The following is a 23,148-nucleotide window of genomic DNA, read 5'->3' as shown; positions in this document are numbered from 1 at the left end:
TAAATCATCTAGTAAAATAAAAGCATATAGACATTTTATATTTTTTACAATTTGCCGGGAAATATATGATGATTTTTAACAAAAAGGATGGGATAATTTGAAAAAGATTCAGTGGAATTTTCTCCTTTATTCTTTCTTAGCAGTTGCAGCGATGATCGGTATCGGTATTTCCGTTTCATTTCAAAGCATAACGCTAATTTTTACATTCATTGTACTCTTAATTTTGATTATGGGCTTTGGGTTCCGTACGAAGAAAAAGATGAGAGAATCGGGGAAATTATAATCGATGGAAGGTATGCCGTTTGATTGTTTAGGCATACCTTTCGTTTTTTCGGAGCTTTAATTTTTTTCCACATAATTTTGCAGGTAATTATCCAAAATGACTTGGTGCAAGCCGGGCTTTGCCACAAATAGCGAACTTTTTTCTAGGAGTGACAAAGGTTCACCGTTTAATTTTGTTGCCTTTCCGCCTAATTCTTCCACAATGACCCAACCTGCCGCAAAATCCCACGGTGATAAATGCATGGCAATATAGGCATCCAGCCAGCCGCAAGCAACATAGCCCATTTCAAGAGCAGCTGAACCAAAGGATCTTGTTCCTCGTATGTCTTTTACAAGCCGTCTTAAATATTCCGGATCAATACGTCGATTATTTGTTAGCCAGATAGGATTCATTCCTACAATTGCTTTTTCAATTGAAACTTCTTCTAATCTTGGTATCGGTTGGTCATTAAACAATGCACCTTTCCCTTTGACAGCTGAATAAAGCTCATCGTGGATAACATCGTAAATATACCCAAGCTGACCAACGCCATCTCCAAAAACGCCAATTGAAATGGTGAAATTTCGATGCATATGAACAAAATTCATCGTCCCGTCAATGGGATCGATAACCCAAATTACCCCTCTGACATCAGTAATTTCGTCACCGCCGCCTTCTTCCCCCAATATTCGATGACCCGGATAAGTTGAGCGAATTTTTTCTATAAAAAATTGCTCGGTATCTTTGTCAACATTCGTAACTAAATCATTCGGATTCGATTTTGTTGATATTTGTAATTTATTTTGTAAAGAATGACGAATCCTTTCTCCCGCTTCTTGAATCCATATTTTTATTTCTCGATCTAATACTAACCAATCAATCATTGAGTTTGCCTCCAAATATTACTTTTTGTCCTTATTTTTTATTATCATACACCAAGTCGAAATGAAAAGTATCGCTTGCTTTATTTTTTGGAAAAAACAAGGGTACAATTGCTTACAGTTAAACTTTCCTGTTGAAATATGTTAAAATATCGTCAAAGTAAAAAATGCTTGCATAGGAGTTGTTATATATACAATGGAATTTACAGGATTTTCAGAAGAAGATTTTCAAGTCTTTTCGATTGCCGGATTGGATGAACGAATGACTGCGATTAAGGATCGAATTCAACCAAAGTTTCGAGAAATCGGTACATATTTAACGGCGGAATTATCTGCCATGGTTGGTAATGAAATGTTTTTACATATCGCAAAACATGCTAGACGGAAAGTCAACCCGCCAAAGGATACATGGCTTGCTATCGGACCGAATAAACGGGGCTACAAACAATTCCCCCATTTTCAAGTTGGCCTTTTTGATGATCATGTATTTCTCTGGCTTGCCTATATTTATGAATTACCCAACAAAGCACAAATAGCCGATAATCTGTTAAATCATATGAACGAGATGAAACAGCTCATCACGAATGACTTTGTCGTTTCCACGGATCATATGAATAAAAATGCCAATTCCATTCAAGAGATCGATTTGGAAGAAACATTATTGCGATTTAAGCAAGTAATAAAAGCTGAATTTCTACTAGGCAGAAATATTGCTAAAAATGATCCGATTTTAAAAGATGGTAAACGGTTTTTAGAATTAGCTACCTCAACTTTCAAAACTTTAGTACCGATTTATCAAATGTCCTTCCGGTAAAAGAACTTCCAATCAGTGGGCAATTCCACTGATTGGAATTCCGATTACCGTTTTACATTAAGGCAATTTAATGATTTCCGTATCCACGTTTGACTCTTTCAATTTTTTTACGGCATGATAAGCCGAATAACCGCTCACTTCTTCAAATTCTCGAAAAACCTTCTTTTCCTCGCCAATACCAGGAACCACTTGTTTAAACTTCCGATATTGTTCCATCAACCGTGTTCTTTCTATACCTTTATCATACACCTTTTCGATCGCTTCAAAAAATTGAACAACGGATATGATTTCTTCGGTTGTCCAATCCATGGAGATCGGATAGGAATATTCCATGTTTACCTCCAAATTATCGCCATTTTATACGAATTTTTTCAGCTTCGGTAATCATCCTGTGAAATAGTTCTTCCACTGAAGGGACATCTTTAATTAACCCCATCACTTGTCCTGCCCAAGCAAACCCTTCATTTATTTTTCCTTCATATATATATTTCTTATTCGTTTCTCCGGAAATATAATCCTTTAAATCTTCATAAGTCGCACGATTTTTTTCAAGTTCAAGAATTTTATCCGTCCAAGCGTTTCTAATAGCTCGAGCCGGTGCTCCCAATGACCGTTTAATGACCGTAGTTCCGGTTTCATCTCCGGTAATTAACGCTTGTTTATAGAGATCGTGTGCATGAACACACTCCTTCGTTGCAATAAAGCGGGTTCCCATTTCAATTCCTTCAGCGCCAAGACTTAAAGCCGCCATCAATCCCCTGCCATCTCCAATTCCCCCGGAGGCGATGACCGGTATCGAAACAGCATCGACAACTTGAGGTACAAGGACAAGCGTGGATACATCGTCTCTGCCCAGATGTCCCCCGCCTTCTTGGCCGACTACCATGACTGCATCTGCACCAAGCTGCTCGGCTTTTTGAGCTTGACGCTTTGACGCTACTAAGACTAATTTGATTATATCTTGGCCGACAAGTTTTTCAAAAAAAGGGGCCGGGTTTCCACCTGTTACGGATACAACAGGTACTTCTTCTTCAATGATTACTTGTAAAAAATCCTCATAAGGTCTCCCATGTTGACCGATTGCAAAATTAACCCCAAACGGACGACTTGTCAGCGATTTCAGCTTTCTTATTTCTTTTCGTAAATCATCAGGCTGTTTTAAACTCATTGCTGTAATTTGTCCTAATCCGCCTGCGTTAGATACGGCTGCCGCCAGTTCGCTGTACGCTAAGTAGGCAAGACCTCCTTGAATAATCGGGTATTGAATCTTTAATAATTTTGTTATCCGCGTTGACCAATCCAACTTGGACCCCCCTTTACAAATAAATCAGAAATCACAAGAAAATTATACCAGTTTTTACATTGGAAAAACCACTTTCCGAAAGTCACGAAAAGAAACACAATGGTAGACGAGGAATGTTAATGGTTGTTTTATTTTCTAGAACGGATGTTTTAGCAGATTCATAAAGAATATCTTCCAAAGAAATTCAGTGCAACTTTTTTAAAATTTTGGATCGCCTATTAACATAAAATAAGGGATACAATTAGTATGTATCCCCTTCAAGTAAACAAACAAATACCCCTTTTTTTATTCTTCATAATCATGATGATGTTCACAATCGCAAGTAGAACACTGTCCATATAGGACGGTAACTTTTTCATCCTCAAAATAATCTACTGTAGAATTGCAAACAGAACATACGATTTGACCCATTGTGATTCCCCTTTCAATTAATGTAACATAATAATCTAATGTGTTATACAATTTGTAGTTATATAATATATTATATTTCATTACCTGTCAATATATATTAATAAATTTTTAAATTTAACCGTATTGTGATATACATTTTTATTTTTTCTTATCATTACAGTTGTATGCTAGTAAAAATCGTTTAACTGAATAGAAACCAATATGAAATAAAGTTACTATGTAAATAAACCCTTTTTCATGATTGTTGCTATGTTGGTTCCTTAGTGTACAAAAAAATACCCCGAGCATATAGCCCGGAGTACTTTATCAGTAGATATTATTTTAAAATGTGGATAGGCGTACCTAAAGCAACTTCGGCAGCTTCCATGGCAATCTCGCCAAATGTTGGATGCGCATGGATCGTTAAGGCAATATCTTCAGCCGTTACACCCGTTTCAACAGCCAGACCGATTTCCGCAATTAAGTCGGAAGCATTTGGTCCGGCGATTTGACCGCCAATGACGACACCGTCTTCTTTACGTACGACTAATTGATAAAAGCCTTCCGTATTATTTAATGCTAATGAACGGCCTAATGCCGCATAAGGGAATTTACCTACCGTAACTTCAATGCCTTCTGCTTTGGCTTGCTCTGGCGTGTATCCTACAGTTGCAAGTTCAGGATCTGAGAAAACAACAGCAGGAATACCAAGATAATCAATTTCAGACGGTTGTCCAGCAATGGCTTCAGCAGCAATTTTCCCTTCATAAGAGGCTTTATGAGCCAATTGCGGCCCGGCAACAATATCACCGATCGCATAGATATTCGGTACATTGGTCCGGCATTGTTTATCGATTTCAACTAAGCCACGGTCCGTTAATTTAACCCCTGCTTGTTCAAGACCTAATTCATCTGTATTCGGACGGCGCCCGACCATAACAAATACATAATCAGCAGAAACTTTTTCTTCTTTGCCGCCGGCTTCATATGTAACAACTACACCGGTGTCACTTTCTTCCACACCTTTAGCCATTGCTTTAGTAATAATTTCTGCACCTTTATTTTTAAAGTTCTTTTTCACTAGTTGAGTCATTTGTTTTGCGTAATTACCACCAAGAATATCATCCATACCTTCTAAAATGGTCACTTTGGTCCCGAAGTTCGCATATACACCGCCAAGTTCAAGACCGATGACGCCACCACCGATAATAACAATATGTTCCGGAATTTCTTTAAGTGCAAGGGCACCGGTAGAATCAAGTACTCGCTTAGAAAATTTAAATGTTTTTAGCTCGATTGGACGGGAACCGGTAGCGACAATTGCATTTTTAAACGTATAAGTTTGTGCACTTTTTTCTGTCATTACACGTAAGGAATTACTGTCGACAAAGTAAGCTTCACCTTTGACAACTTCAATCTTATGACCTTTTAAAAGGCCGGAAACTCCGCCTGTTAATTTTTTAACCACACTGTCTTTAAATGCTTGAACTTTGGAAAAATCTACTTTAACTTGTTCCGCAGTAATACCAAGTTCTTCAGAATGTTTTGCCTCGCGAAATTTATGTGAAACGTTGATTAATGCTTTTGAAGGAATACATCCAACGTTTAAGCAAACACCGCCGACAGCATCTTTTTCAACAACTGTCACCTTTTGACCTAATTGTGCGGCACGAATTGCGGCAACATATCCCCCCGGACCAGCTCCGATGACAATTGTATCTGTTTCGATTGGAAAATCTCCTACAACCATTTTTTTACGCCTCCATTAATAAAAGTTCTGGGTCGTTAGTAAATAAAAATTATGGAATCATTTGATTAAACTTATTAATTGTCTACCGGTAAAACGGCAAAACATACAAATAATACCAGAGAAGCTGCAAAAATTTCCCCATTTCCATATTTTGTCATAATGACTATACGCCCCATACCTAGTATAACAATATAGAAAAAATCTCGCATTAATTTTCCACTGATATCAAGGTTGGAAATTTTAAAGATCATGCAGCTTCTCAAAGTTTTATCCGGCTCTATACTTCCATTAACAATAATTCAGGATCACTTAATAAACGTTTGATATGATTCAATGCACTTTGTCCGGTTGCGCCATCGATTAATCGGTGGTCGAAACTTAACGATAATGCAAGCATTGGTGCAGCTACAATTTCACCATCACGAACAATTGGTTTTTCCGAAATTCGTCCGACTCCAAGTATAGCAACTTCCGGATAATTTAGAACCGGGGTGAACCATTGCCCACCAACAGAACCGATATTTGAAATAGTTGCTGAACCTCCTCTCATTTCATTAGGAGAAAGTTTACCTTCACGAGCTTTACCGGCTAATTCATTGATTTCCGCCGATATAGTAAACATTGATTTACGGTCGGCATCTTTAACAACCGGTACCATTAAGCCGCGCTCGGTATCAGCAGCAATTCCGATGTTATAATAATGTTTATGAACAATTTCTTGTGTTGCTTCATCAAGAGATTGATTTAACGCCGGATATTCACGTAAAGCACTCACTAATGCTTTAACTACATAAGGTAAGAAAGTGAGTTTAATCCCTTTTTGAGCAGCTACTTCTTTAAATTTCTTTCGATGTGCTACAAGTTTTGTCACATCTACTTCGTCCATTAATGTAACGTGAGGGGCAGTTGTTTTCGATTCAACCATTTTCTTTGCAATGGCTTTTCGAATTCCGCTCATTTTTTCACGTGTTTCCGGATATTCACCTGTTGGTACAACGTTTTGAACAGGTGTAGTTTCTTTTTCTGATGTAGTCTCTGCTGCTGGAGAAGGTTGGGCTGGTGCTTGTGTTATTGCTTGTCCTCCACTTACAAATGCATCAACATCCGCTTTTAATACTCGCCCATTTTTACCGGTTCCGGCAACTAAACGAATATCTATACCTTTTTCACGAGCGTATTTACGAACGCTAGGCATTGCAATGACATGACGATTTGGATCGACATTTGCCGTTTGCTGATTTCCTTGAGGTGCAGCAGTTTCGACAGCTTCCGGTGTTTGTGATGTTTCAGCTTGAGGTGCAGGTCCTTCTTGTGTCACACCATATCCCGGGGCGTCAAATGTAACCAGCACGTCACCAACAACGGCAGTTTCTCCCTCTTGTACTTTTATTTCTAATACTTTCCCTTTAACGGGTGATGGAATTTCAACTACTGATTTATCATTTTGAATTTCAACAAGTACATCATCTTCTTTTACGATGTCACCAGGCTTTACAAACCATTTGACGATTTCGCCTTCGTTAATCCCTTCACCAATATCATGTAATTTAAATTCGTACAATGATACGCCACCGCTAACTTGGCTAGGTTCTGTCGCAGGTGCCGCTTCTGCTTTTGTTTCTGATGAAGGTTGTGCACTTTCATGTCCTGGTGCATCAATGGTAACGAGTACATCACCTACAACTGCTGTTTCTCCTTCCGAAACTTTAATTTCCAATATTTTTCCTTCTACGGGTGATGGAATTTCGACTACTGATTTATCATTTTGAATTTCAACAAGTACATCGTCTTCTTTAACGGTATCACCAGGCTTTACAAACCATTTGACGATTTCTCCCTCAGTGATGCCTTCACCAATATCATGTAATTTAAATTCGAATGCCACAAATATCCCTCCTAGTGATATTGTTCATATGCGGTTTAAGTTAAGAGTAATAAGAGAAACTTCCATCAGTGGGATATTTCTTCATCGACACTGATGTTTGGATAAAGCAATCTGACCTTTACGGGCAATTCATTCCCCACTTACATGTGTGCAAATTCCGAATCTAGAGGTAGGATTTGACTCGCCGCTAAGGTTGGATAAAAAGAAGGAAGGGACGAAAAAGTTCCGCTACTTTCCGTCCTCACATATCTTCGCTTAGAAAGTTAATACTTTTTTAGCCGTTTCAATAATATCTTTGTAATTTGGAATCCAAACCGATTCAGCTTGTGAGAATGGATATACTGTATCAGGTGCAGTTACACGTAATACAGGTGCTTCCAAACTTAATATGGCTCGTTCATTTATTTCTGCAACGACATTAGCAGCCACACCGGCAACTCTTTGTGCTTCTTGAACAACAATGGCACGATTTGTTTTTTCAACGGAAGCAACAATCGTATCAACATCCAACGGACTTACTGTTCGCAAATCAACAACTTCAGCAGAATACCCTTCTTTTTCAAGTTCTTCAGCTGCTTTTAAAGATTCATGAACCATTGCACCATAACTAATAATGGAAATATCCTTACCTTCACGCTTTATATCCGCTTTACCGATTTCAACGGTATAATCACCTTCAGGAACTTCTTGGCGGAATGAGCGATAAAGTTTCATGTGTTCTAAAAAGATAACCGGGTCATCTGAACGAATGGCCGAGATTAATAATCCTTTTGCATCATAAGGAGTAGACGGAATCACGACTCTTAATCCCGGTGTTTGAGCCATTAACCCTTCTAAACTGTCCGCATGCATTTCCGGTGTATGAACCCCACCACCAAATGGTGAACGGAAAGTAATTGGCATTTTATAACTCCCGCCGGTACGGAACCGGTAGCGAGCCATTTGACCGGCAATGGAATCCATCACTTCATATACGAAGCCGAAAAATTGGATTTCCGGGACCGGACGGAAACCTTCAAGGGCTAAACCAATTGCAAGACCACCGATTCCGGATTCAGCAAGCGGTGTGTCAAATACACGTTCTTCGCCAAATTCTGCCTGTAGGTTTTCGGTTGCGCGGAATACACCACCATTTTTCCCTACATCTTCCCCAAAAATTAATACTTTCTCATCCCTTTTTAATTCTTGGCGCATCGCATCATTAATTGCTTGAATCATTGTCATTTGAGCCATCGCTTACTTCGACTCCTTTTCTTTATAAATTTCGTACTGTTCTTTTAAATTAGAAGGTAATTCTACGTTCATAATCGATATCAAATCAGTAACTTTTTGTTTTGGAGCAGCATCTGCTTTCTTAATTGCTTCTTTAATATCTTCTTTTGCCTGTTCAATTACCTTTTCTTCCATTTCTTCATTCCAAATACCTTTATTTTCCAGATATTTACGGAACCGAACTAATGGATCTTTTTTCTCCCATTCACTATCTAATTCTTTTGTCCGATAACGGGTCGGATCATCACCGCTCATTGTGTGTGGACCATAGCGATATGTTAATGTTTCAATCAAAGTTGGTCCTTCTCCGTTTATTGCACGTTCTCTCGCTTCTTTTACTGCAGCATAAACAGCCAATGGATCCATACCATCTACTTGGATACCTGGAATACCGGCTGCAACCGCTTTTTGTGCAAGCGTCCGGGCAGCTGTTTGTTTTTCACGAGGAGTTGAAATTGCAAATTGATTGTTTTGTACAATAAAAATAGCAGGAACTTGATACGCACCAGCAAAATTAATACCTTCGTAAAAATCACCTTGTGAAGTACCGCCGTCACCTGTATATGTAATAGCGACAGATTTCTTCCCGTTTTTCTTAATTCCTAATGCAACTCCGGCTGTTTGGACATATTGGGCACCGATAATAATTTGTGGTGGAAGAATGTGTAAGTCTTCCGGTATTTGAATACCTTGGAAATGTCCGCGTGACCATAAAAACGCTTGATGTAAAGGCAACCCATGCCAAATGATTTGAGGTACATCACGATATCCCGGTAAAATGAAATCTTCCTTTTCTAATGCGAAATGAGAAGCAATTTGGGAAGCTTCTTGACCGGCTGTTGGTGCATAAAAACCGAGACGTCCTTGGCGATTTAATGAAATGCTGCGTTGATCAAGAATACGTGTATAAACCATACGACGCATCAATTCTTGCAATTGTTCATCAGTTAGATCCGGAACAGCATCTTGGTTGACAATTTCCCCTTCTTCATTCAAAATTTGCAACGTTTGAAATTCTTTATCAACCACATCAAGTTGTTTCGCTAGATCGACCACAATATTATTCGTTTTGGAGGCCATGTTTCTCTTCCTTTCTTTATGAAATTTTTTATTCTACTCATATTTTCCCTTTAACACGTAAAAAGAAACATTTTTTTTAATAATTTCTTTCTTATCCCCCGCCAAGGTAACTTTTTAATCTGTACCAATAGTTGATCAAATAAAATTGATACAATCATTTTCATAAATAAGTGTACACCTACAAAAACCAATTCGTCAATCTTTTTGGGTTTTAAAAAGTATTTTTCTTCAATAAGTTATTTTTTAAAAAAATTCTGTTTCCATCTGTACTAATAATAAAATCATATCTGTATTAGTACAAAATTGCATAAATAACTTACTAATATGATTTATCCCACCTTAACGGAAAGACAAATACCCCCAATTAAAGATTCAAAAAAAGTAACCCAATCCAATTTTGAGTTACTTTTTAATAAGTCCGGCTTTACGATAAAATGCCAACTTTTTCTTATTGTACTTTTTTGTCAATTCATTAAATTGATCGTTAAGTAAATATACTTGTTCATAAGCTTGGTTAATTTCATCAATTTTTTCTTGCAATTTTTCCAGCGTCATATTCTTATCTTTAAAGGCTTCATACAATTTTTTATCTTTTTTTGTCGCCTTGCTGTATTCAGCATATAGCTGATGATAAACTTTATATCTTTTTTCCATAATTGCATAAAGTTCCTGTCCATCTTTTTTTAGTTGTGATGATTCAAGTTTATCAATTTGATTCTTTACCGATTCAAATTTTTCACTGGCGGTAACAATACTTTTCTTTTCTTCATTTAGGTGTTCCTGCCTTTGGTTCGAAACTTCAATTGCCTCGTCCGCAAGAGCAATCAATTTGTCGTGTTCCTTATATCCTAATTCGATGATTTGCTCGTAAAGTTTTTTCTCCTTTTCCTCTAACTTGATCAATGGTTTTTGCTCGTTTTTAAAATCTTCTTCCAGTTTTACAACTTCTTCCAGTTTTTTATGTATCTTTTCCTCCGGTCGTGAAAAACATCCGGATAAAATAGCGATAACCAGCAATAAGATAATCTGTAATTTTAAATTTCGGTTTTTCAAGATAGGACCTCCAATCTTTATCCATATTATAATTGAACTGCATAATATATGGCAGAAAAGTTTTTTCTTAAATCTCTTGCTCCTATCGATAAACCAACTTTCTATACTATATTCATAGAATCCATTTACTATACCATATGATAGATTGTTTTATTAACTTTTTGGCAAAACTTTGTTAGACTGTTTGGTAGACTGTTTATAGTTAAAAGTTTTATACGAGGAGGGATATATGTGATAATAATGAAAGATATTATTCGTGACGGGCACCCGACATTAAGAAAAGTTGCCGAGGAAGTAGCAATGCCGCCGTCTGAAGAAGATAAAAAAATATTAAAGTCCTTATTGGAGTATGTAATAAACAGCCAAGATGAAGAAATCGCTCAAAAATACGGATTACGTCCGGGAATCGGTCTGGCCGCTCCACAGATCAATGTTTCAAAAAGAATGATTGCCGTTCATGTGGAAGATGAAAAAGGAAAACTCTATAGTTATGCTTTATTTAATCCAAAAATTGTCAGTCACTCAGTGGAAAAATCATATTTAAAAAACGGTGAAGGCTGCCTTTCCGTTGATGAGCCCCATCCCGGATTAGTTCCTCGCCACGCCCGTGTAACCGTGAAAGGATACAATATGAACGGTGAGGAAGTAAAAATACGTCTGAAAGGACTACCGGCGATTGCTTTTCAACATGAAATTGATCATTTAAACGGGATTCTTTTCTACGACCGAATTGACCAGGAAAATCCGTTTGGGCCAATTGAAAATGGTATTGCTATTGAATTTTAATTTTTTGAAATCATCATTTATTTAATAGAGAAGGGAAATCCAAAACTTTAACAAATATTCCAGATTGCACCATGAAATTTATAAGAGGTTTGTCATATAATATAAATAGAGATAAGTTTATGGGTTCCGGAAAAATCAACAAAGTTTTCTGTTTGATAAAACTTTGGAGGGAGTGTTCAACGATGTTAAAAAAGCTTAAGAAAAAGCTTGCAAATCGTTGGAAAGAATTGTTACGAAAAAAAATGATTGCATAATCGGGCTTGTCTTAAATATAGACTTGCCCTTTTTTCACTCATGAAATAGTTAGTTTCATTTGTTCTAACATGATTTTCTCAATCAAAAAATTTTATTTCATGATGATGAATGTGGTAAGCTGTATATAAATAACTTGGTTCGGTACAAAATTGATTCATGGAAATAGTTTTAAAAAAATTTTTCGGGTCATTTCGTGCATTTATTTTTTGTTTTCGCTATAATAAGGAAAGTTATTTTTGAAATCGGTTAAGGAGAGGTTTAAGCAAAATGATTTTTAAGGTTTATGTTCAAGAGTCAAAAAATCAAATACCAGTCAGGGAACGGACAAAGGCGCTTTATTTAGAAGCTGATTCTAAAATAGAAGTGTATCGGAAATTTAAAGAAACCCCATATCTAATCGAGCATATTCAAGAATTAGAAGGAAACTATCTTGAATATGAAAAACAAAGCAATAATTTTAAGTTAATGGAGATTTAATATGAAATTGGTAAAAAATGATCAAACTGCCGTTTTTGCCCTTGGGGGTTTAGGGGAAATCGGGAAAAATACGTATGCTGTTCAGTATCAGGACGAAATTATCATCATCGATGCCGGTATTAAGTTCCCTGAAGATGAATTACTTGGAATCGATTATGTTATTCCGGATTATTCTTTTTTAGTCAAGAATCAGGAAAAAGTTAAAGGTTTATTTATTACTCATGGTCACGAAGATCATATCGGCGGTGTACCTTATCTGTTGAAACAGATCAATATTCCGATCTACGCTGGTAGATTGGCCATTGAACTCATCCGCAATAAATTGGAAGAGCATGGCTTACTTCGGACAGCCAATTTAATTGAAATAAAAGAAGAGGATGTTATCAAATTCCGAAAAACATCCGTTTCCTTCTTTCGGACAACTCATAGCATTCCTGATTCGTTTGGAATTGTTGTCAAAACGCCTCCTGGTAATATTGTTCATACTGGAGACTTCAAATTTGATTTTACACCGGTTGGTGAACTGGCCAATTTAACAAAAATGGCAGAAATCGGGAAAGAAGGAGTCCTTTGTCTATTATCAGACAGCACGAATAGTGAAGTACCTGAATTTACGATGTCTGAAAGAAAAGTCGGTGAAAGTATAAATGATATTTTCCGGAAAGTTGACGGCCGGATTATCTTTGCAACCTTTGCATCCAATATTCACCGGTTACAACAAGTAACGGAAGCCGCAGTAAAAAGCGGCAGAAAAATTGCCGTATTTGGCAGAAGTATGGAAGCTGCAATGGAAATCGGACAACAACTCGGATATATTAAATGCCCGAAAGATACAATTATCGATAACAATCAATTAAATCGATTACCAGCGAATCAAGTTGTTATTTTATGCACCGGTACGCAAGGTGAACCTATGGCTGCTCTGTCGAGAATAGCAAACGGAACACATAGGCAGATCCAAATTATCCCCGGTGACACGGTCGTATTTTCTTCATCGCCGATACCGGGAAATACATCCAGCATCAATCGAACGATAAATTTGCTTTATCGGGCGGGTGCTGAAGTTATTTACGGCGCATTAAGCGATGTCCATACATCAGGACATGGCGGGCAGGAAGAGCAAAAATTGATGCTGCGACTTATTCAACCTAAATTTTTTGTACCGATCCATGGTGAATATCGTATGCAGATTACGCATGCGAAAATTGCAATGGAATGTGGAATACCTGAAGAAAATTGTTTTATTATGGATAATGGTGATGTCCTTGCTTTATCCAGTGACGCGGCGCAAGTAACCGGGAAAATTCCATCCGGTTCCATTTATATCGACGGTAGCGGTATCGGTGATATTGGGAACATTGTACTTCGTGACCGGCGGATTTTATCGGAAGAAGGATTGGTTATTGTTGTTGTCAGCATTGATATGAAGAATTTTAAAATTGCAGCCGGTCCTGACATTATCTCTCGAGGATTTGTTTACATGCGCGAATCTGGTGATTTAATCAACGAAGCTCAAAATATGATTTCAAGACATCTTGAAAAAATTATGGAAAGAAAAACAAGCCAATGGTCTGAAATTAAAAACGAAATCAGTGATTTACTAGGACCATTCTTGTATGAAAAAACAAAAAGAAAGCCAATGATTTTACCGATTATTATGGAAGTTTAAAGAAAACTCGGCGATTGCCGAGCCTTTAGGCGAAAGCAGAGCCGTAGTTGCACTTATACTTAATTCTTAAAATTTCCAACTACGTCGAATTCGCTTCTTTGCTGGAAATTTATACTTTCTTAACGTATAAAAAAACCGCCGCCAAAATTTTGGCGGCGTTTTTGCATATTTACTAATTAATATTCCTTATCCTTGTAACATTTTGATCTCAAACCGATTAATATCGGTATCAGAACCAATGACAATTAAAATATCACCGTTTTGGATCACTTCCGTTGCCTGTGGTGAAACAATGATGTCGTGGTGCCTTTTAATCGCCACAATATTGATTCCGTATTTTGCCCGGATATCTAACTGGGCAATCGCATAACCTGCTATCACTTCATTGACGGCGATCTCAACAATACTATATTTATCAGATAATTCCAGATAATCAAGTACATTCGATGACACCAAATTATGTGCGATTCTTTTTCCCATATCACGTTCAGGATGGACTACTTGATCAGCGCCAATTTTACGTAAAACTTTTTCATGGTAATCATTTAATGCTTTTGATGTTACGATTTTTACTCCTAATTCTTTTAAAATAAGGGTAGTCAAAATACTTGCTTGAATATCATTCCCAATCGCCACAATAACATGATCAAAATTACGGATGCCAAGGCTTTTCAATATAGTTTCATCCGTCGAATCGCCAACGACTGCATGAGTGACAATATTTGAATATTCATTAACTAAGTCCTCATTTTTATCTATGGCCAATACACTCATTCCAAGTTTCGTCAATTCGCGGCAAATACTTCCGCCAAATCGTCCTAAGCCGATGACGACAAATTCCTTTTTCACAAAAATTCCTCCAGGTCTCTCATAAGAATCACAATTACTTCAAAATAATTTTAAATGGATGATGGACATTTCTCAACTATTTTTAAAAACGAAATCATCCATTCCCTATTTGTTGAAAATACGTATTTACTGTTTTTATGCCGGTTTCAATACAAGCTTCGTCGGGGGAAAGCTTCGTACTGTGTAATCCATATTCACTGCCTGCCCCGAGCCAAAACATAAAGCCGGGAATTTCTTTAAGAAAATAACCGAAATCTTCCCCGGTCATCGCTTCATGACATGTCACGAAATGAATATCTGTATGCTTTTTAATCATGTCGATAAACTCGGCAACCATCTTCTCATCATTGTATACTTGATAATAATTTGCCCCATAATCAATGGTCGCTTTACAATCAAATCCAATCTCAATCCCATTTACAAGCTTCTCAATTCTTTTTTTTACTTTTATCATCGATTCCGGTGATAATGTCCTTATTGTTCCTTCCAGCCTTGCCCTTTCAGCAATCACATTTTGGACAGTCCCGGCGGTTAGTTTCCCTATTGTTACGACAACATTGTCCAGCGGGTCGACATTTCTTGAAACAATGGTTTGCAGTCCCGAAATCAATTGAGTGGCGGCAATGACCATATCGTTCGTTCGATGAGGGTAGGCAGCATGACCGCCTTTTCCAACCAGATCAATAAATAGTTCCGATGTGTTGGCAAATAATAATCCCGGTTTAGTCGCAATTGTTCCCGCAGGATATTCCGGTGCAATATGCAGGGCAAAAATAACATTCGGCCACCATTCTTTGATAATATCCGAATCCAGCATTGGCCGAGCCCCACCAGGTCCTTCCTCAGCAGGTTGAAAAATAAATAATGCATCATCATCGATCGGCTCTTCAATCAGTTTGGATAAAGCACCTAAAGCAACGGTCATATGGATATCATGTCCACACGCATGCATCCGTCCTTGATGTCTCGATTGAAAAGGAAGTCCGGTTTCTTCCGTTAACGGCAATCCGTCGATATCGGTCCGATAAGCAATTAAACGATTCCCTACCCGACCACTAACTTTTACAAAAATCCCTGTTTTCCAAGTTTTAACCTCCAAGCGATCTTGCGGCAGGGAACGAATAAAATCTAATAAATATTTTTGCGTTTCATATTCTTGAAAGCCAAGTTCCGGAATTTGATGTAAATCCCTTCTTATTTTTCTAAAATTAATCATTTTTTGCCTCCTGTCTTCTCAAGGCTTCCATTTGCCCTTTTCGAAAAAAATTGTTGCGATTTGATTGAAAAGTGGCGGAACAGCTCTGGATTATAAAAAGAGCTTTTCCTTATGTCTCGACTGCCATTTATTCAGTCTATACATATGTATCGGAAAAGCTCCTGAAACTAGTTATCCCCTTATAATTGTCTTAATTCCTGCATAATTTCCGTTTTTGATTTCGTTTTTTCATCAATTTCTTTAATCACTTTTGCAGGTGATCCGGCAACGACGGAAAATGGCGGAACATCTTTCGTCACAATGGCACCGGCAGCAACGACGGAACCTTTACCAACAGTAACCCCTTCTAAAATAACGGCATTGGCACCAACCAAGACATCATCTTCAATAATAACCGGTTTTGCAGAAGGTGGCTCAATAACCCCGGCAAGGACAGCTCCGGCACCAATATGGCAGTTTTTACCAACCGTTGCCCTTCCACCTAAAACTGCATTCATGTCAATCATCGTTCCTTCACCAATAACCGCCCCGATATTAATAACCGCTCCCATCATAATGACCGAATTATCGCCAATTTCGACCTGGTCGCGAATAATTGCCCCGGGTTCAATCCGAGCTTTAATATTTTTTAGGTTCAATAATGGAATCGCTGAATTTCTCCGATCATTTTCAATAACGAAATCAAAAATTTTATCTTTATTTTCATGAATGAGAAGTTCAATTTCGGACCATTCACCAAAAATGACACCGGAATCCCCACTAATGAAAGTCTTTATGTTTTCACCAAAATGAATGTTATCCAAATCCCCTTTTATGTATACTTTCACAGGTGTAGCCTTTTTACTATTTTGAATAAAAGAAATAATTTCATTTGCGTCCATCGTTTTCATCTCTTTTCCTCCCAAATTTTCCTTTAAGCTGCCTAATAAAGTAAGAATAAATTTCAACAGATTATGAAGTTAATCTTCATGCAAAAAATCTTTGAGCACTTCAACAAATGCATTGACTTGTTTTAATTTAAAGGCTGTACTATACCCTAATAACCATGTGTCCCGACCTATACGTTCATTATTCTCATTCAAAAGTGGGATTTTATTTAGATCCTCACTAACTCCGTGTAAAGTAATCCCCGGTAAAATGGCATAACCAATTCCATTTAAAGCCATCTGCTTACACGTTTCAATCTGGTCAACAATGATGACTCTTTTCGCATTTGTTGCAAAACGTTTGTGCCACCAGTTTTGAATTTCTTGAAAATAATTCGAGTCACTTTTAAACTGTATAAACGGTCGATTGGTTTTTGATACATCATCGATATGATTAATTTCTTTGTCCACCAAGTAAAGATAGTCCTTAAACAAATGCTTTTTAATCCCCTTCCACTCTGGGGTCCCTCTAATAATACCGATATGAACTTGATCTTCATAAATTGATTTCAAAATTTCACTGCTCCAACCGGTAATCAGTGATATCTTCGCATGCGGATATTTTTGGACATAACATTTTAAAATTTGGGGAAGCCAGTTTTGCCCAACAATGGATGCACAAGCAATTTTTAACGTTCCATGGACTTCGGATTGGAGCGACTGAATCTCTTCTTTTACCATTTCTTCCATGGCAAGTACTTTATTAGCAAACTCAATGACCTTTTCCCCGGCCGGAGTTAATGTTAACCCTTTATGAGAACGAATAAATAAAGAAGTACCCCATTCCTTTTCAATTGATTGTAAACGTTGCGATAAAGCAGGTTGAGTGACAAAAAGTCTTTCTGCAGCTTTTCTCATATTCATTTCATTGGCCAATACTGACAGGAGTTCCAATTCCGTAAGATTCATCTGTTCACACCAAACCTATTTAGTTTTATCTGAAGTAATTTTATTCTATCATCATTATCCCGGAATGGGAATGGATTTGCTATACTTTAATACAAGAAAAGCTCCCAAAATTCAGGAGCTAATCAGTTTCTTTTACATTCAATTGATGGACAAGCGCATTTAACTGTTTCAAGACAACACGGCGGGTTAAAATCCCTTCAAAATAACCTTCTTCGTCCACGGTACAAACGAACGGGTGATTAATTAATAATTTCAACCCCTTCTCTAACGGATCCTTCACGGTAAGAGTGGGAACATTCCGGTTCATGACATCTTCCACAACTAAATGTTCCAACTTCTCGAACTCAATTCTTTCCAAGCCCATAATTGCATCCAATATTAACGGACTGGATATAAGTCCATGAAATTTATATGCAGGATCAAGTACCGGAATGGCTGTATACCCTGTTTTTGTTAATACCAATAAAGCATGTTCAAGATTATTACCGATTTGTACATGTGCAACCCGTTCGGAAGATATAATAAAATGTCCTATATTTTTCCCTAAAAACTCTCCTGTTTGAAGATCCATCATGTGCAAAATCTCCTCAAAATGATTTTTCTAACCAGATCTATTTTATCATACTGCGTAGAAAATTTCCGTTTTAACAGGAGACTTTCTTAGATGGTTTTTTAGACATATTTTTACATCATCTGTCATTATGTAGAAAAATGGGATTATTTAAGAAGATCAATATCCAAACGGCTTACGAATAATGTTATACCAAGATTTCGTATTAGCAAATTTATACGACAAAAACATGTTCATTCATCATAATTTTTACAAAAGTAAGATTCTTATGATTCCTCGCCTTGCAGCAAATCAAATATTTCTATTGCAACCATGTCAATATTATCAAATTGGAATGCGTCCGTTTTTCCATCTTCATTAAATATTTTCAGTTCAAAGGATTTAGTCTTCGCATAATAATTCACTTTACATTTTCGGACCCCATTTTGTTCAAAATATCGCTCAGCATCTTCCATACTTTCTTGCATTGTTTTTAATCGGGTCAAAATCCCTTCTAATAAAGACATAATTATTTCCTCCTAATTCTATGTCGAGTATAATATGAGTAGCACCATTTTCCAAACTTCATAAATTTATTAAGAACTTTCTTTTGGAAAGGAGAACTTCTGTGAAACCGATTATTTTATATTCACAACCGGATTGTCCACCATGCGAAATTACCAAGAAATACTTACAGGAAAAAGGAATTCCGTATATTGAAAAAAACGTTAAAGAAGATCGTGAAGCAAAAAATGAGTTAGTAAAAAAATTTAAATCGTATTCAACACCTACAGTCGTCATCGGGGAAAAAGTTTTCTCCGGCTTTCGTATTAATGAAATTGAAGCGGAATTATCAAAGAGATCCCCAACCAATCCCGATGTTGAATAGATATATTATGTAATAAAAAATAAGTCAATGCAATGATTAATTCATATATCCTTACATTTCCACTATTGACACCAAACTATTCAAAAGACTTTCGCTCGGGATAACCGGCACACTTATCCGGTATACCGGGAAAAAATAAAATTAACTTTGGCAGTATCGGTCTTTTTCACTTCTGCAAACTAGATGATGATTTTTGATGCAAATTTTTCTGTATTTTGGTAATATATAACTAGATATTCTTTTGGATTAGGAAAATGATGATGGACTTAAACAAACAAATATCAAGACGTTCTTTTTTAAAAAAACTGGGAAAAGTGATTGCGGGTTCTGCTTTAGTAGGAATTGTGGGACAAGCCTATATGAAATATATTGAGCCAAATTGGATTGAAGTAACTCGTCAAAATATTATCCATCCACTTATACCTCCCATATTCAATGATTTTAAAATTGTCCAATTTAGTGATACACATTTAGGATTTCAATTAGATTTTGACCATTTTGAGAAAATCATTCAAACGATTTCAAAAGAAGAACCCGATCTCATTATTTTTTCAGGTGATCTTGTTGATAATCTTCTCTCATTTTACGAATACGAAGAGATTATTATTTATTTAAATTATCTTCAGGCACCTTACGGGAAATTTGCAGTTTACGGCAACCATGATCACGGTGGTTGGGGAACCGATAAATACAAACAGATCATGGAAGCATCTAATTTTAAGCTGTTAAGAAATGAATCTCAAAACATCAAGATCGGAAATGATGGGGAAATCATTATTGCCGGTATTGATGATGCCATGCTTGGTCAACCGGATTTTGAAAAAACATTCAGCTCAATTCAAGAGCGCTACTTTACATTATTAATTTCACATGCTCCCGATTTAATTGAGGAAGCCAAACATTATCCGGTCGATTTTCAAATTAGCGGTCATACCCATGGTGGACAAATTCAGTTGCCATTTATCGGAGCGCTGATTACGCCACCTTATGGGCAAAAATATGTTGAGGGTTCCTACGATATTTCTGAACATCTCAGGCTTTATGTCAATCGGGGACTTGGAACAACGAGATTACCTTACCGACTCTTATCCCGTCCGGAAATAACCATCTTTACTTTGAAAACATAAAGGAAAAGGAGAGTAGATGATGCAACCTTCTAGTGAACAAGCGACCAACTTCCCAACTGAAATTTTATCTAAAGCACTATTCATCGTAAATCGTCATGCAAAAACGGCTATTGATTCAAAATATTTATACCAATTAAAACATGCCGCTATAAAAAAGATGCTGGCAGAAGGAAAGGCAAAGAAAATTGGACTGCATTTCTCACGTAATCCGAAATTCAGTCAACAACAGCTTAATGTGCTTATTTCCTGTGGCAATTATTATTTTCATATCCCCCCTACAAGAGAAGATATCCATAATTTAACACATTTAGGAAAACTGGATGACCATTTCCGGAATCCGAGAACAATTCTCCCTTTGAAAGAAGCCAAAAAAATTTTGCAATTATATACGGGTATCAGAAATAACGAAAATCAAAAAAGGCAGCGACCACGTTACCAACAACCCTTCTTCAAAAGATTGGGCGAATAATATCATGTACATCCTCAACACATAATTCAACCAGTCAGAAAGGGAGTATTTCTGACTGGTTCAACGATTGAAGAACGGACCATCGTTCATTCTCTATAACCTTTTGGCAAGCAATAACCTGCATCATTACCGGCTATAGGTTATCTGCTACATTTCCGGTTCATTCAAAGCAATGATTTCGTTAAACATTTTCTCAAAATCAAGCAGGAGGACAATCTGCTCCTGATTTCTAATAACTCCCCTAACAAACTGATTCCGATTGCTTAAATCGTTCGGCTTTTCAATCTTTGTTACTGATAAAATTTGTTCTACACCTGATACATGAAAAATTGCCCGCTGTTCGCTAATTTCTGTAACGATAAATCGATCCTGTTCGCTGTTTTCTTGCACCGGAATTGACAGGAACATGGCTAAATCAATTACCGGTAAAACTTCTCCGCGAATATCGGTAATCCCTTCAATATATGGTTTTGATCGCGGAACAGGTGTCACTTGAGTGGGCATAATAATTTCATTTACATTCTTTACCGGTATACCAAAAAGCTCTTTGCCTAAATAAAATTCAACCAGCATCATTTCCTCAGGCAAAGTTACCGTATTCTGATGATTTTCATTCGTTTTCATGTTGATTTCCCTTTCTCTATTATTATTCCTTCTTTTATTTTACTTTACAAACAAGAAAAATAATAGATAAATCTACTTTCTTTAAAGTGAAACTTCCATCAGGGGGGCATCCCCACTGATGGTTAGTTGAACCAATCGGGCACTTACGGGCACTTATCTTCTACTATTCCATGTTTGATTGCCTTTACATTGGGAAAGATTTCGTGATCTTTTGTACGTTGTGTGGGGTAAATATAAAGAAACTTACATTGATTATCCAGAAAGTCACAAATTAATCAATATGTGTAAAGTAGTTAAAGCAAGTTTTCCTTATATATGGTATGATATTACTGAGACTGCTTAAGGAAAGGGATCATGATGGAACAATTAATCAACCCAAATGTAAAGAATATTCAAATCTCGGGGATCCGTAAATTTTTTAATATGGTTGAAGGTGTTCAAAACGTCATTTCACTTACAATCGGTCAACCGGATTTTCCCACGCCTTCCCATATAAAAGATGTTGCAAAACAAGCAATTGACCAAAATTTCACTTCATATACAGCGAATGCGGGTTATTTAGAACTTCGAAAAGCAGCAAGTAACTATGTCAAAAGAAAATATCGTATCGTTTATCATCCTGAGTCAGAAATCATTGTAACTGTAGGAGCCACTCAAGGGATTGATATTGCTTTAAGAACAATCTTAACTCCAGGAACCGAAGTTTTATTACCTGGCCCGATTTACCCCGGATACGAGCCACTCATTAAACTTGCCGGAGCAAAGCCGGTCTATCTGGATACACGAAATACAGGATTCAAAGTAACGGCTGAAATGATTGAAAAAGCGATAAATAACCATACGCGTTGCCTTATTCTCCCCTACCCTTCCAACCCTACCGGAGTAAGTTTAACGCGGGAAGAATTAAAAGAAATTGCTGAAGTTGTAAAAAATAAACCAATTTTTGTCCTTGCCGATGAAATTTACAGTGAATTAGTATACGAGAAAGAACATGTTTCAATTGCAGAGTTTATACCTGAACAGACAATTGTGATTAACGGTTTATCGAAATCTCACTCCATGACAGGGTGGCGAATCGGCCTTGTCTTTGCGCCCGCTTATTTAACAAAGGAAATGATTAAAGTACATCAGTACAATGTTTCTTGTGCCAGTTCAATTTCACAAAAAGCCGCAATAGCAGCATTAACAACCGGCTTCTATGATGGAAGGTTAATGCGTGAAGAATATGTGAAAAGAAGAGACTATGTTTATGAGCGGCTAGTAAAATCGGGCTACAATACCGTTCTTCCCAACGGTGCTTTTTACTTTTTTGTAAAAATACCGACAAATTTTCAATTGAATTCTTTCGATTATTGTTTAAAAATGGTAAAAGAAAACGGGGTGGCCGTCGTACCGGGAAGTGCCTTTTCTGAATATGGGGAAGGGTATTTCCGACTCTCTTATGCATGTTCGATGGAAAAATTACAAGAAGGACTGAACCGGTTACTTGATAAATAAAGAAAACTCGGCGACTGCCGAGCCTTTAGGCGATGGCAAAGCCGTAGTTCACCGAAAAAATATAAAATTTTTTCGGCTGCGATGTATTCCCGTGAAGCTTTCCTTGTGCACTTATACTTAATTCTTAAAATTTCCAACTACGTCGAATTTGCTTCTTTGCTGGAAATTTATACTTTCTTAACGTATAAAAAAAGGGCAATCCATAAAAGGCTATT

The 23,148-nt window shown here is 37.1% G+C and carries 25 protein-coding genes; 9 read left to right on the top strand and 16 right to left on the bottom strand.

The features are described from left to right. Window positions 1–97: 97 nt before the first annotated feature. Complete coding sequence (locus NSQ14_RS07220; RefSeq protein ID WP_034769512.1) at window positions 98–283, top strand: YlaF family protein; 186 nt, start codon at window positions 98–100, stop codon at window positions 281–283. A 56-nt stretch (window positions 284–339) separates the two neighbouring features. Here the strand turns inward: NSQ14_RS07220 and NSQ14_RS07215 are convergent, their stop codons facing one another. After that, window positions 340–1,146: an inositol monophosphatase family protein gene (locus NSQ14_RS07215; protein WP_041848637.1), complete on the bottom strand. Its 807-nt coding sequence runs from the start codon at window positions 1,144–1,146 to the stop codon at window positions 340–342. Window positions 1,147–1,339: 193 nt separating this feature from the next. On the opposite strand from NSQ14_RS07215, the gene NSQ14_RS07210 reads away from it, so the two are divergent. Further along, on the top strand, window positions 1,340–1,957 hold the full coding sequence (locus NSQ14_RS07210; RefSeq protein ID WP_041848638.1) for a YktB family protein: 618 nt from the start codon (window positions 1,340–1,342) through the stop codon (window positions 1,955–1,957). Between the two features lie 57 nt (window positions 1,958–2,014). Here the strand turns inward: NSQ14_RS07210 and NSQ14_RS07205 are convergent, their stop codons facing one another. The 8 genes from NSQ14_RS07205 to NSQ14_RS07170 all read right to left on the bottom strand — a co-directional run bounded on the left by NSQ14_RS07205 (window position 2,015) and on the right by NSQ14_RS07170 (window position 10,690). After that, window positions 2,015–2,290, bottom strand: coding sequence for a UPF0223 family protein (locus NSQ14_RS07205; protein ID WP_041848639.1), 276 nt, complete (start codon window positions 2,288–2,290; stop codon window positions 2,015–2,017). A gap of 13 nt (window positions 2,291–2,303) precedes the next feature. After that, window positions 2,304–3,260, bottom strand: a complete 957-nt coding sequence (locus tag NSQ14_RS07200; RefSeq protein ID WP_041848640.1) for an NAD(P)H-dependent flavin oxidoreductase — start codon at window positions 3,258–3,260, stop codon at window positions 2,304–2,306. A 285-nt stretch (window positions 3,261–3,545) separates the two neighbouring features. Then, window positions 3,546–3,671, bottom strand: coding sequence for a GapA-binding peptide SR1P (locus NSQ14_RS07195; protein WP_095141686.1), 126 nt, complete (start codon window positions 3,669–3,671; stop codon window positions 3,546–3,548). A 316-nt stretch (window positions 3,672–3,987) separates the two neighbouring features. Further along, on the bottom strand, window positions 3,988–5,400 hold the full coding sequence (lpdA, locus tag NSQ14_RS07190) for a dihydrolipoyl dehydrogenase (RefSeq protein ID WP_041848641.1): 1,413 nt from the start codon (window positions 5,398–5,400) through the stop codon (window positions 3,988–3,990). A gap of 277 nt (window positions 5,401–5,677) precedes the next feature. Further along, on the bottom strand, window positions 5,678–7,285 hold the full coding sequence (locus tag NSQ14_RS07185) for a dihydrolipoyllysine-residue acetyltransferase (RefSeq protein ID WP_041848642.1): 1,608 nt from the start codon (window positions 7,283–7,285) through the stop codon (window positions 5,678–5,680). Window positions 7,286–7,540: 255 nt separating this feature from the next. Then, entirely contained in the window at window positions 7,541–8,518 is a 978-nt protein-coding gene (locus NSQ14_RS07180; protein WP_346217043.1) for an alpha-ketoacid dehydrogenase subunit beta, read from the bottom strand. 3 nt (window positions 8,519–8,521) lie between these two features. Further along, window positions 8,522–9,637 (bottom strand): pyruvate dehydrogenase (acetyl-transferring) E1 component subunit alpha, encoded by a 1,116-nt coding sequence (gene pdhA, locus NSQ14_RS07175; protein WP_034769489.1) that lies wholly within the window; start codon window positions 9,635–9,637, stop codon window positions 8,522–8,524. Between the two features lie 402 nt (window positions 9,638–10,039). Beyond that, window positions 10,040–10,690 (bottom strand): YkyA family protein, encoded by a 651-nt coding sequence (locus NSQ14_RS07170; protein WP_052514519.1) that lies wholly within the window; start codon window positions 10,688–10,690, stop codon window positions 10,040–10,042. A gap of 231 nt (window positions 10,691–10,921) precedes the next feature. Between NSQ14_RS07170 and def the strand changes: the two genes are divergently transcribed. From def to rnjA, 3 genes are all read left to right on the top strand, one after another. Then, window positions 10,922–11,476 (top strand): peptide deformylase, encoded by a 555-nt coding sequence (gene def / locus NSQ14_RS07165; RefSeq protein WP_041845335.1) that lies wholly within the window; start codon window positions 10,922–10,924, stop codon window positions 11,474–11,476. A 522-nt stretch (window positions 11,477–11,998) separates the two neighbouring features. Beyond that, window positions 11,999–12,208: a DNA-dependent RNA polymerase subunit epsilon gene (locus tag NSQ14_RS07160; protein WP_034769480.1), complete on the top strand. Its 210-nt coding sequence runs from the start codon at window positions 11,999–12,001 to the stop codon at window positions 12,206–12,208. A gap of 1 nt (window position 12,209) precedes the next feature. After that, complete coding sequence (gene rnjA / locus NSQ14_RS07155) at window positions 12,210–13,877, top strand: ribonuclease J1 (RefSeq protein ID WP_034769476.1); 1,668 nt, start codon at window positions 12,210–12,212, stop codon at window positions 13,875–13,877. A gap of 186 nt (window positions 13,878–14,063) precedes the next feature. On the opposite strand, the gene NSQ14_RS07150 is transcribed toward rnjA, so the two are convergent. From NSQ14_RS07150 to NSQ14_RS07125, 6 genes are all read right to left on the bottom strand, one after another. Beyond that, window positions 14,064–14,726, bottom strand: coding sequence for a potassium channel family protein (locus tag NSQ14_RS07150; RefSeq protein ID WP_034769473.1), 663 nt, complete (start codon window positions 14,724–14,726; stop codon window positions 14,064–14,066). A gap of 94 nt (window positions 14,727–14,820) precedes the next feature. Further along, window positions 14,821–15,942, bottom strand: coding sequence for an N-acetyldiaminopimelate deacetylase (locus tag NSQ14_RS07145; RefSeq protein ID WP_034769471.1), 1,122 nt, complete (start codon window positions 15,940–15,942; stop codon window positions 14,821–14,823). Window positions 15,943–16,121: 179 nt separating this feature from the next. Continuing rightward, complete coding sequence (gene dapD / locus NSQ14_RS07140) at window positions 16,122–16,832, bottom strand: 2,3,4,5-tetrahydropyridine-2,6-dicarboxylate N-acetyltransferase (protein WP_034769469.1); 711 nt, start codon at window positions 16,830–16,832, stop codon at window positions 16,122–16,124. Between the two features lie 69 nt (window positions 16,833–16,901). Then, on the bottom strand, window positions 16,902–17,777 hold the full coding sequence (locus NSQ14_RS07135; protein ID WP_034769466.1) for a LysR family transcriptional regulator: 876 nt from the start codon (window positions 17,775–17,777) through the stop codon (window positions 16,902–16,904). Between the two features lie 118 nt (window positions 17,778–17,895). Further along, window positions 17,896–18,351, bottom strand: coding sequence for a cyclic-di-AMP-binding protein CbpB (gene cbpB, locus NSQ14_RS07130; protein ID WP_034769464.1), 456 nt, complete (start codon window positions 18,349–18,351; stop codon window positions 17,896–17,898). A gap of 263 nt (window positions 18,352–18,614) precedes the next feature. Next, on the bottom strand, window positions 18,615–18,854 hold the full coding sequence (locus NSQ14_RS07125; RefSeq protein ID WP_034769463.1) for a DUF1797 family protein: 240 nt from the start codon (window positions 18,852–18,854) through the stop codon (window positions 18,615–18,617). Window positions 18,855–18,955: 101 nt separating this feature from the next. On the opposite strand from NSQ14_RS07125, the gene NSQ14_RS07120 reads away from it, so the two are divergent. From NSQ14_RS07120 to NSQ14_RS07110, 3 genes are all read left to right on the top strand, one after another. Continuing rightward, on the top strand, window positions 18,956–19,216 hold the full coding sequence (locus tag NSQ14_RS07120; RefSeq protein WP_328187402.1) for a glutaredoxin family protein: 261 nt from the start codon (window positions 18,956–18,958) through the stop codon (window positions 19,214–19,216). Between the two features lie 260 nt (window positions 19,217–19,476). Then, window positions 19,477–20,343, top strand: a complete 867-nt coding sequence (locus NSQ14_RS07115; protein ID WP_346217042.1) for a metallophosphoesterase — start codon at window positions 19,477–19,479, stop codon at window positions 20,341–20,343. Between the two features lie 19 nt (window positions 20,344–20,362). Next, window positions 20,363–20,812: a YkyB family protein gene (locus tag NSQ14_RS07110; protein ID WP_346217041.1), complete on the top strand. Its 450-nt coding sequence runs from the start codon at window positions 20,363–20,365 to the stop codon at window positions 20,810–20,812. Between the two features lie 147 nt (window positions 20,813–20,959). Here the strand turns inward: NSQ14_RS07110 and NSQ14_RS07105 are convergent, their stop codons facing one another. Continuing rightward, window positions 20,960–21,436 (bottom strand): chemotaxis protein CheW, encoded by a 477-nt coding sequence (locus NSQ14_RS07105; protein WP_251245610.1) that lies wholly within the window; start codon window positions 21,434–21,436, stop codon window positions 20,960–20,962. A gap of 357 nt (window positions 21,437–21,793) precedes the next feature. Here NSQ14_RS07105 and NSQ14_RS07100 point away from each other — a divergent pair, with 357 nt between their 5' ends. Then, window positions 21,794–22,933 (top strand): aminotransferase A, encoded by a 1,140-nt coding sequence (locus NSQ14_RS07100; RefSeq protein WP_034769565.1) that lies wholly within the window; start codon window positions 21,794–21,796, stop codon window positions 22,931–22,933. The last annotated feature ends 215 nt before the right edge of the window (window positions 22,934–23,148 follow it).

It is taken from the genome of Caldifermentibacillus hisashii (assembly GCF_039654145.1).
In the GTDB taxonomy this organism is placed as follows: domain Bacteria; phylum Bacillota; class Bacilli; order Bacillales; family Caldibacillaceae; genus Caldifermentibacillus; species Caldifermentibacillus hisashii.
Note: the sequence above shows the minus strand (reverse complement) of the source record. Positions and strands in the feature narration are given on the sequence as shown.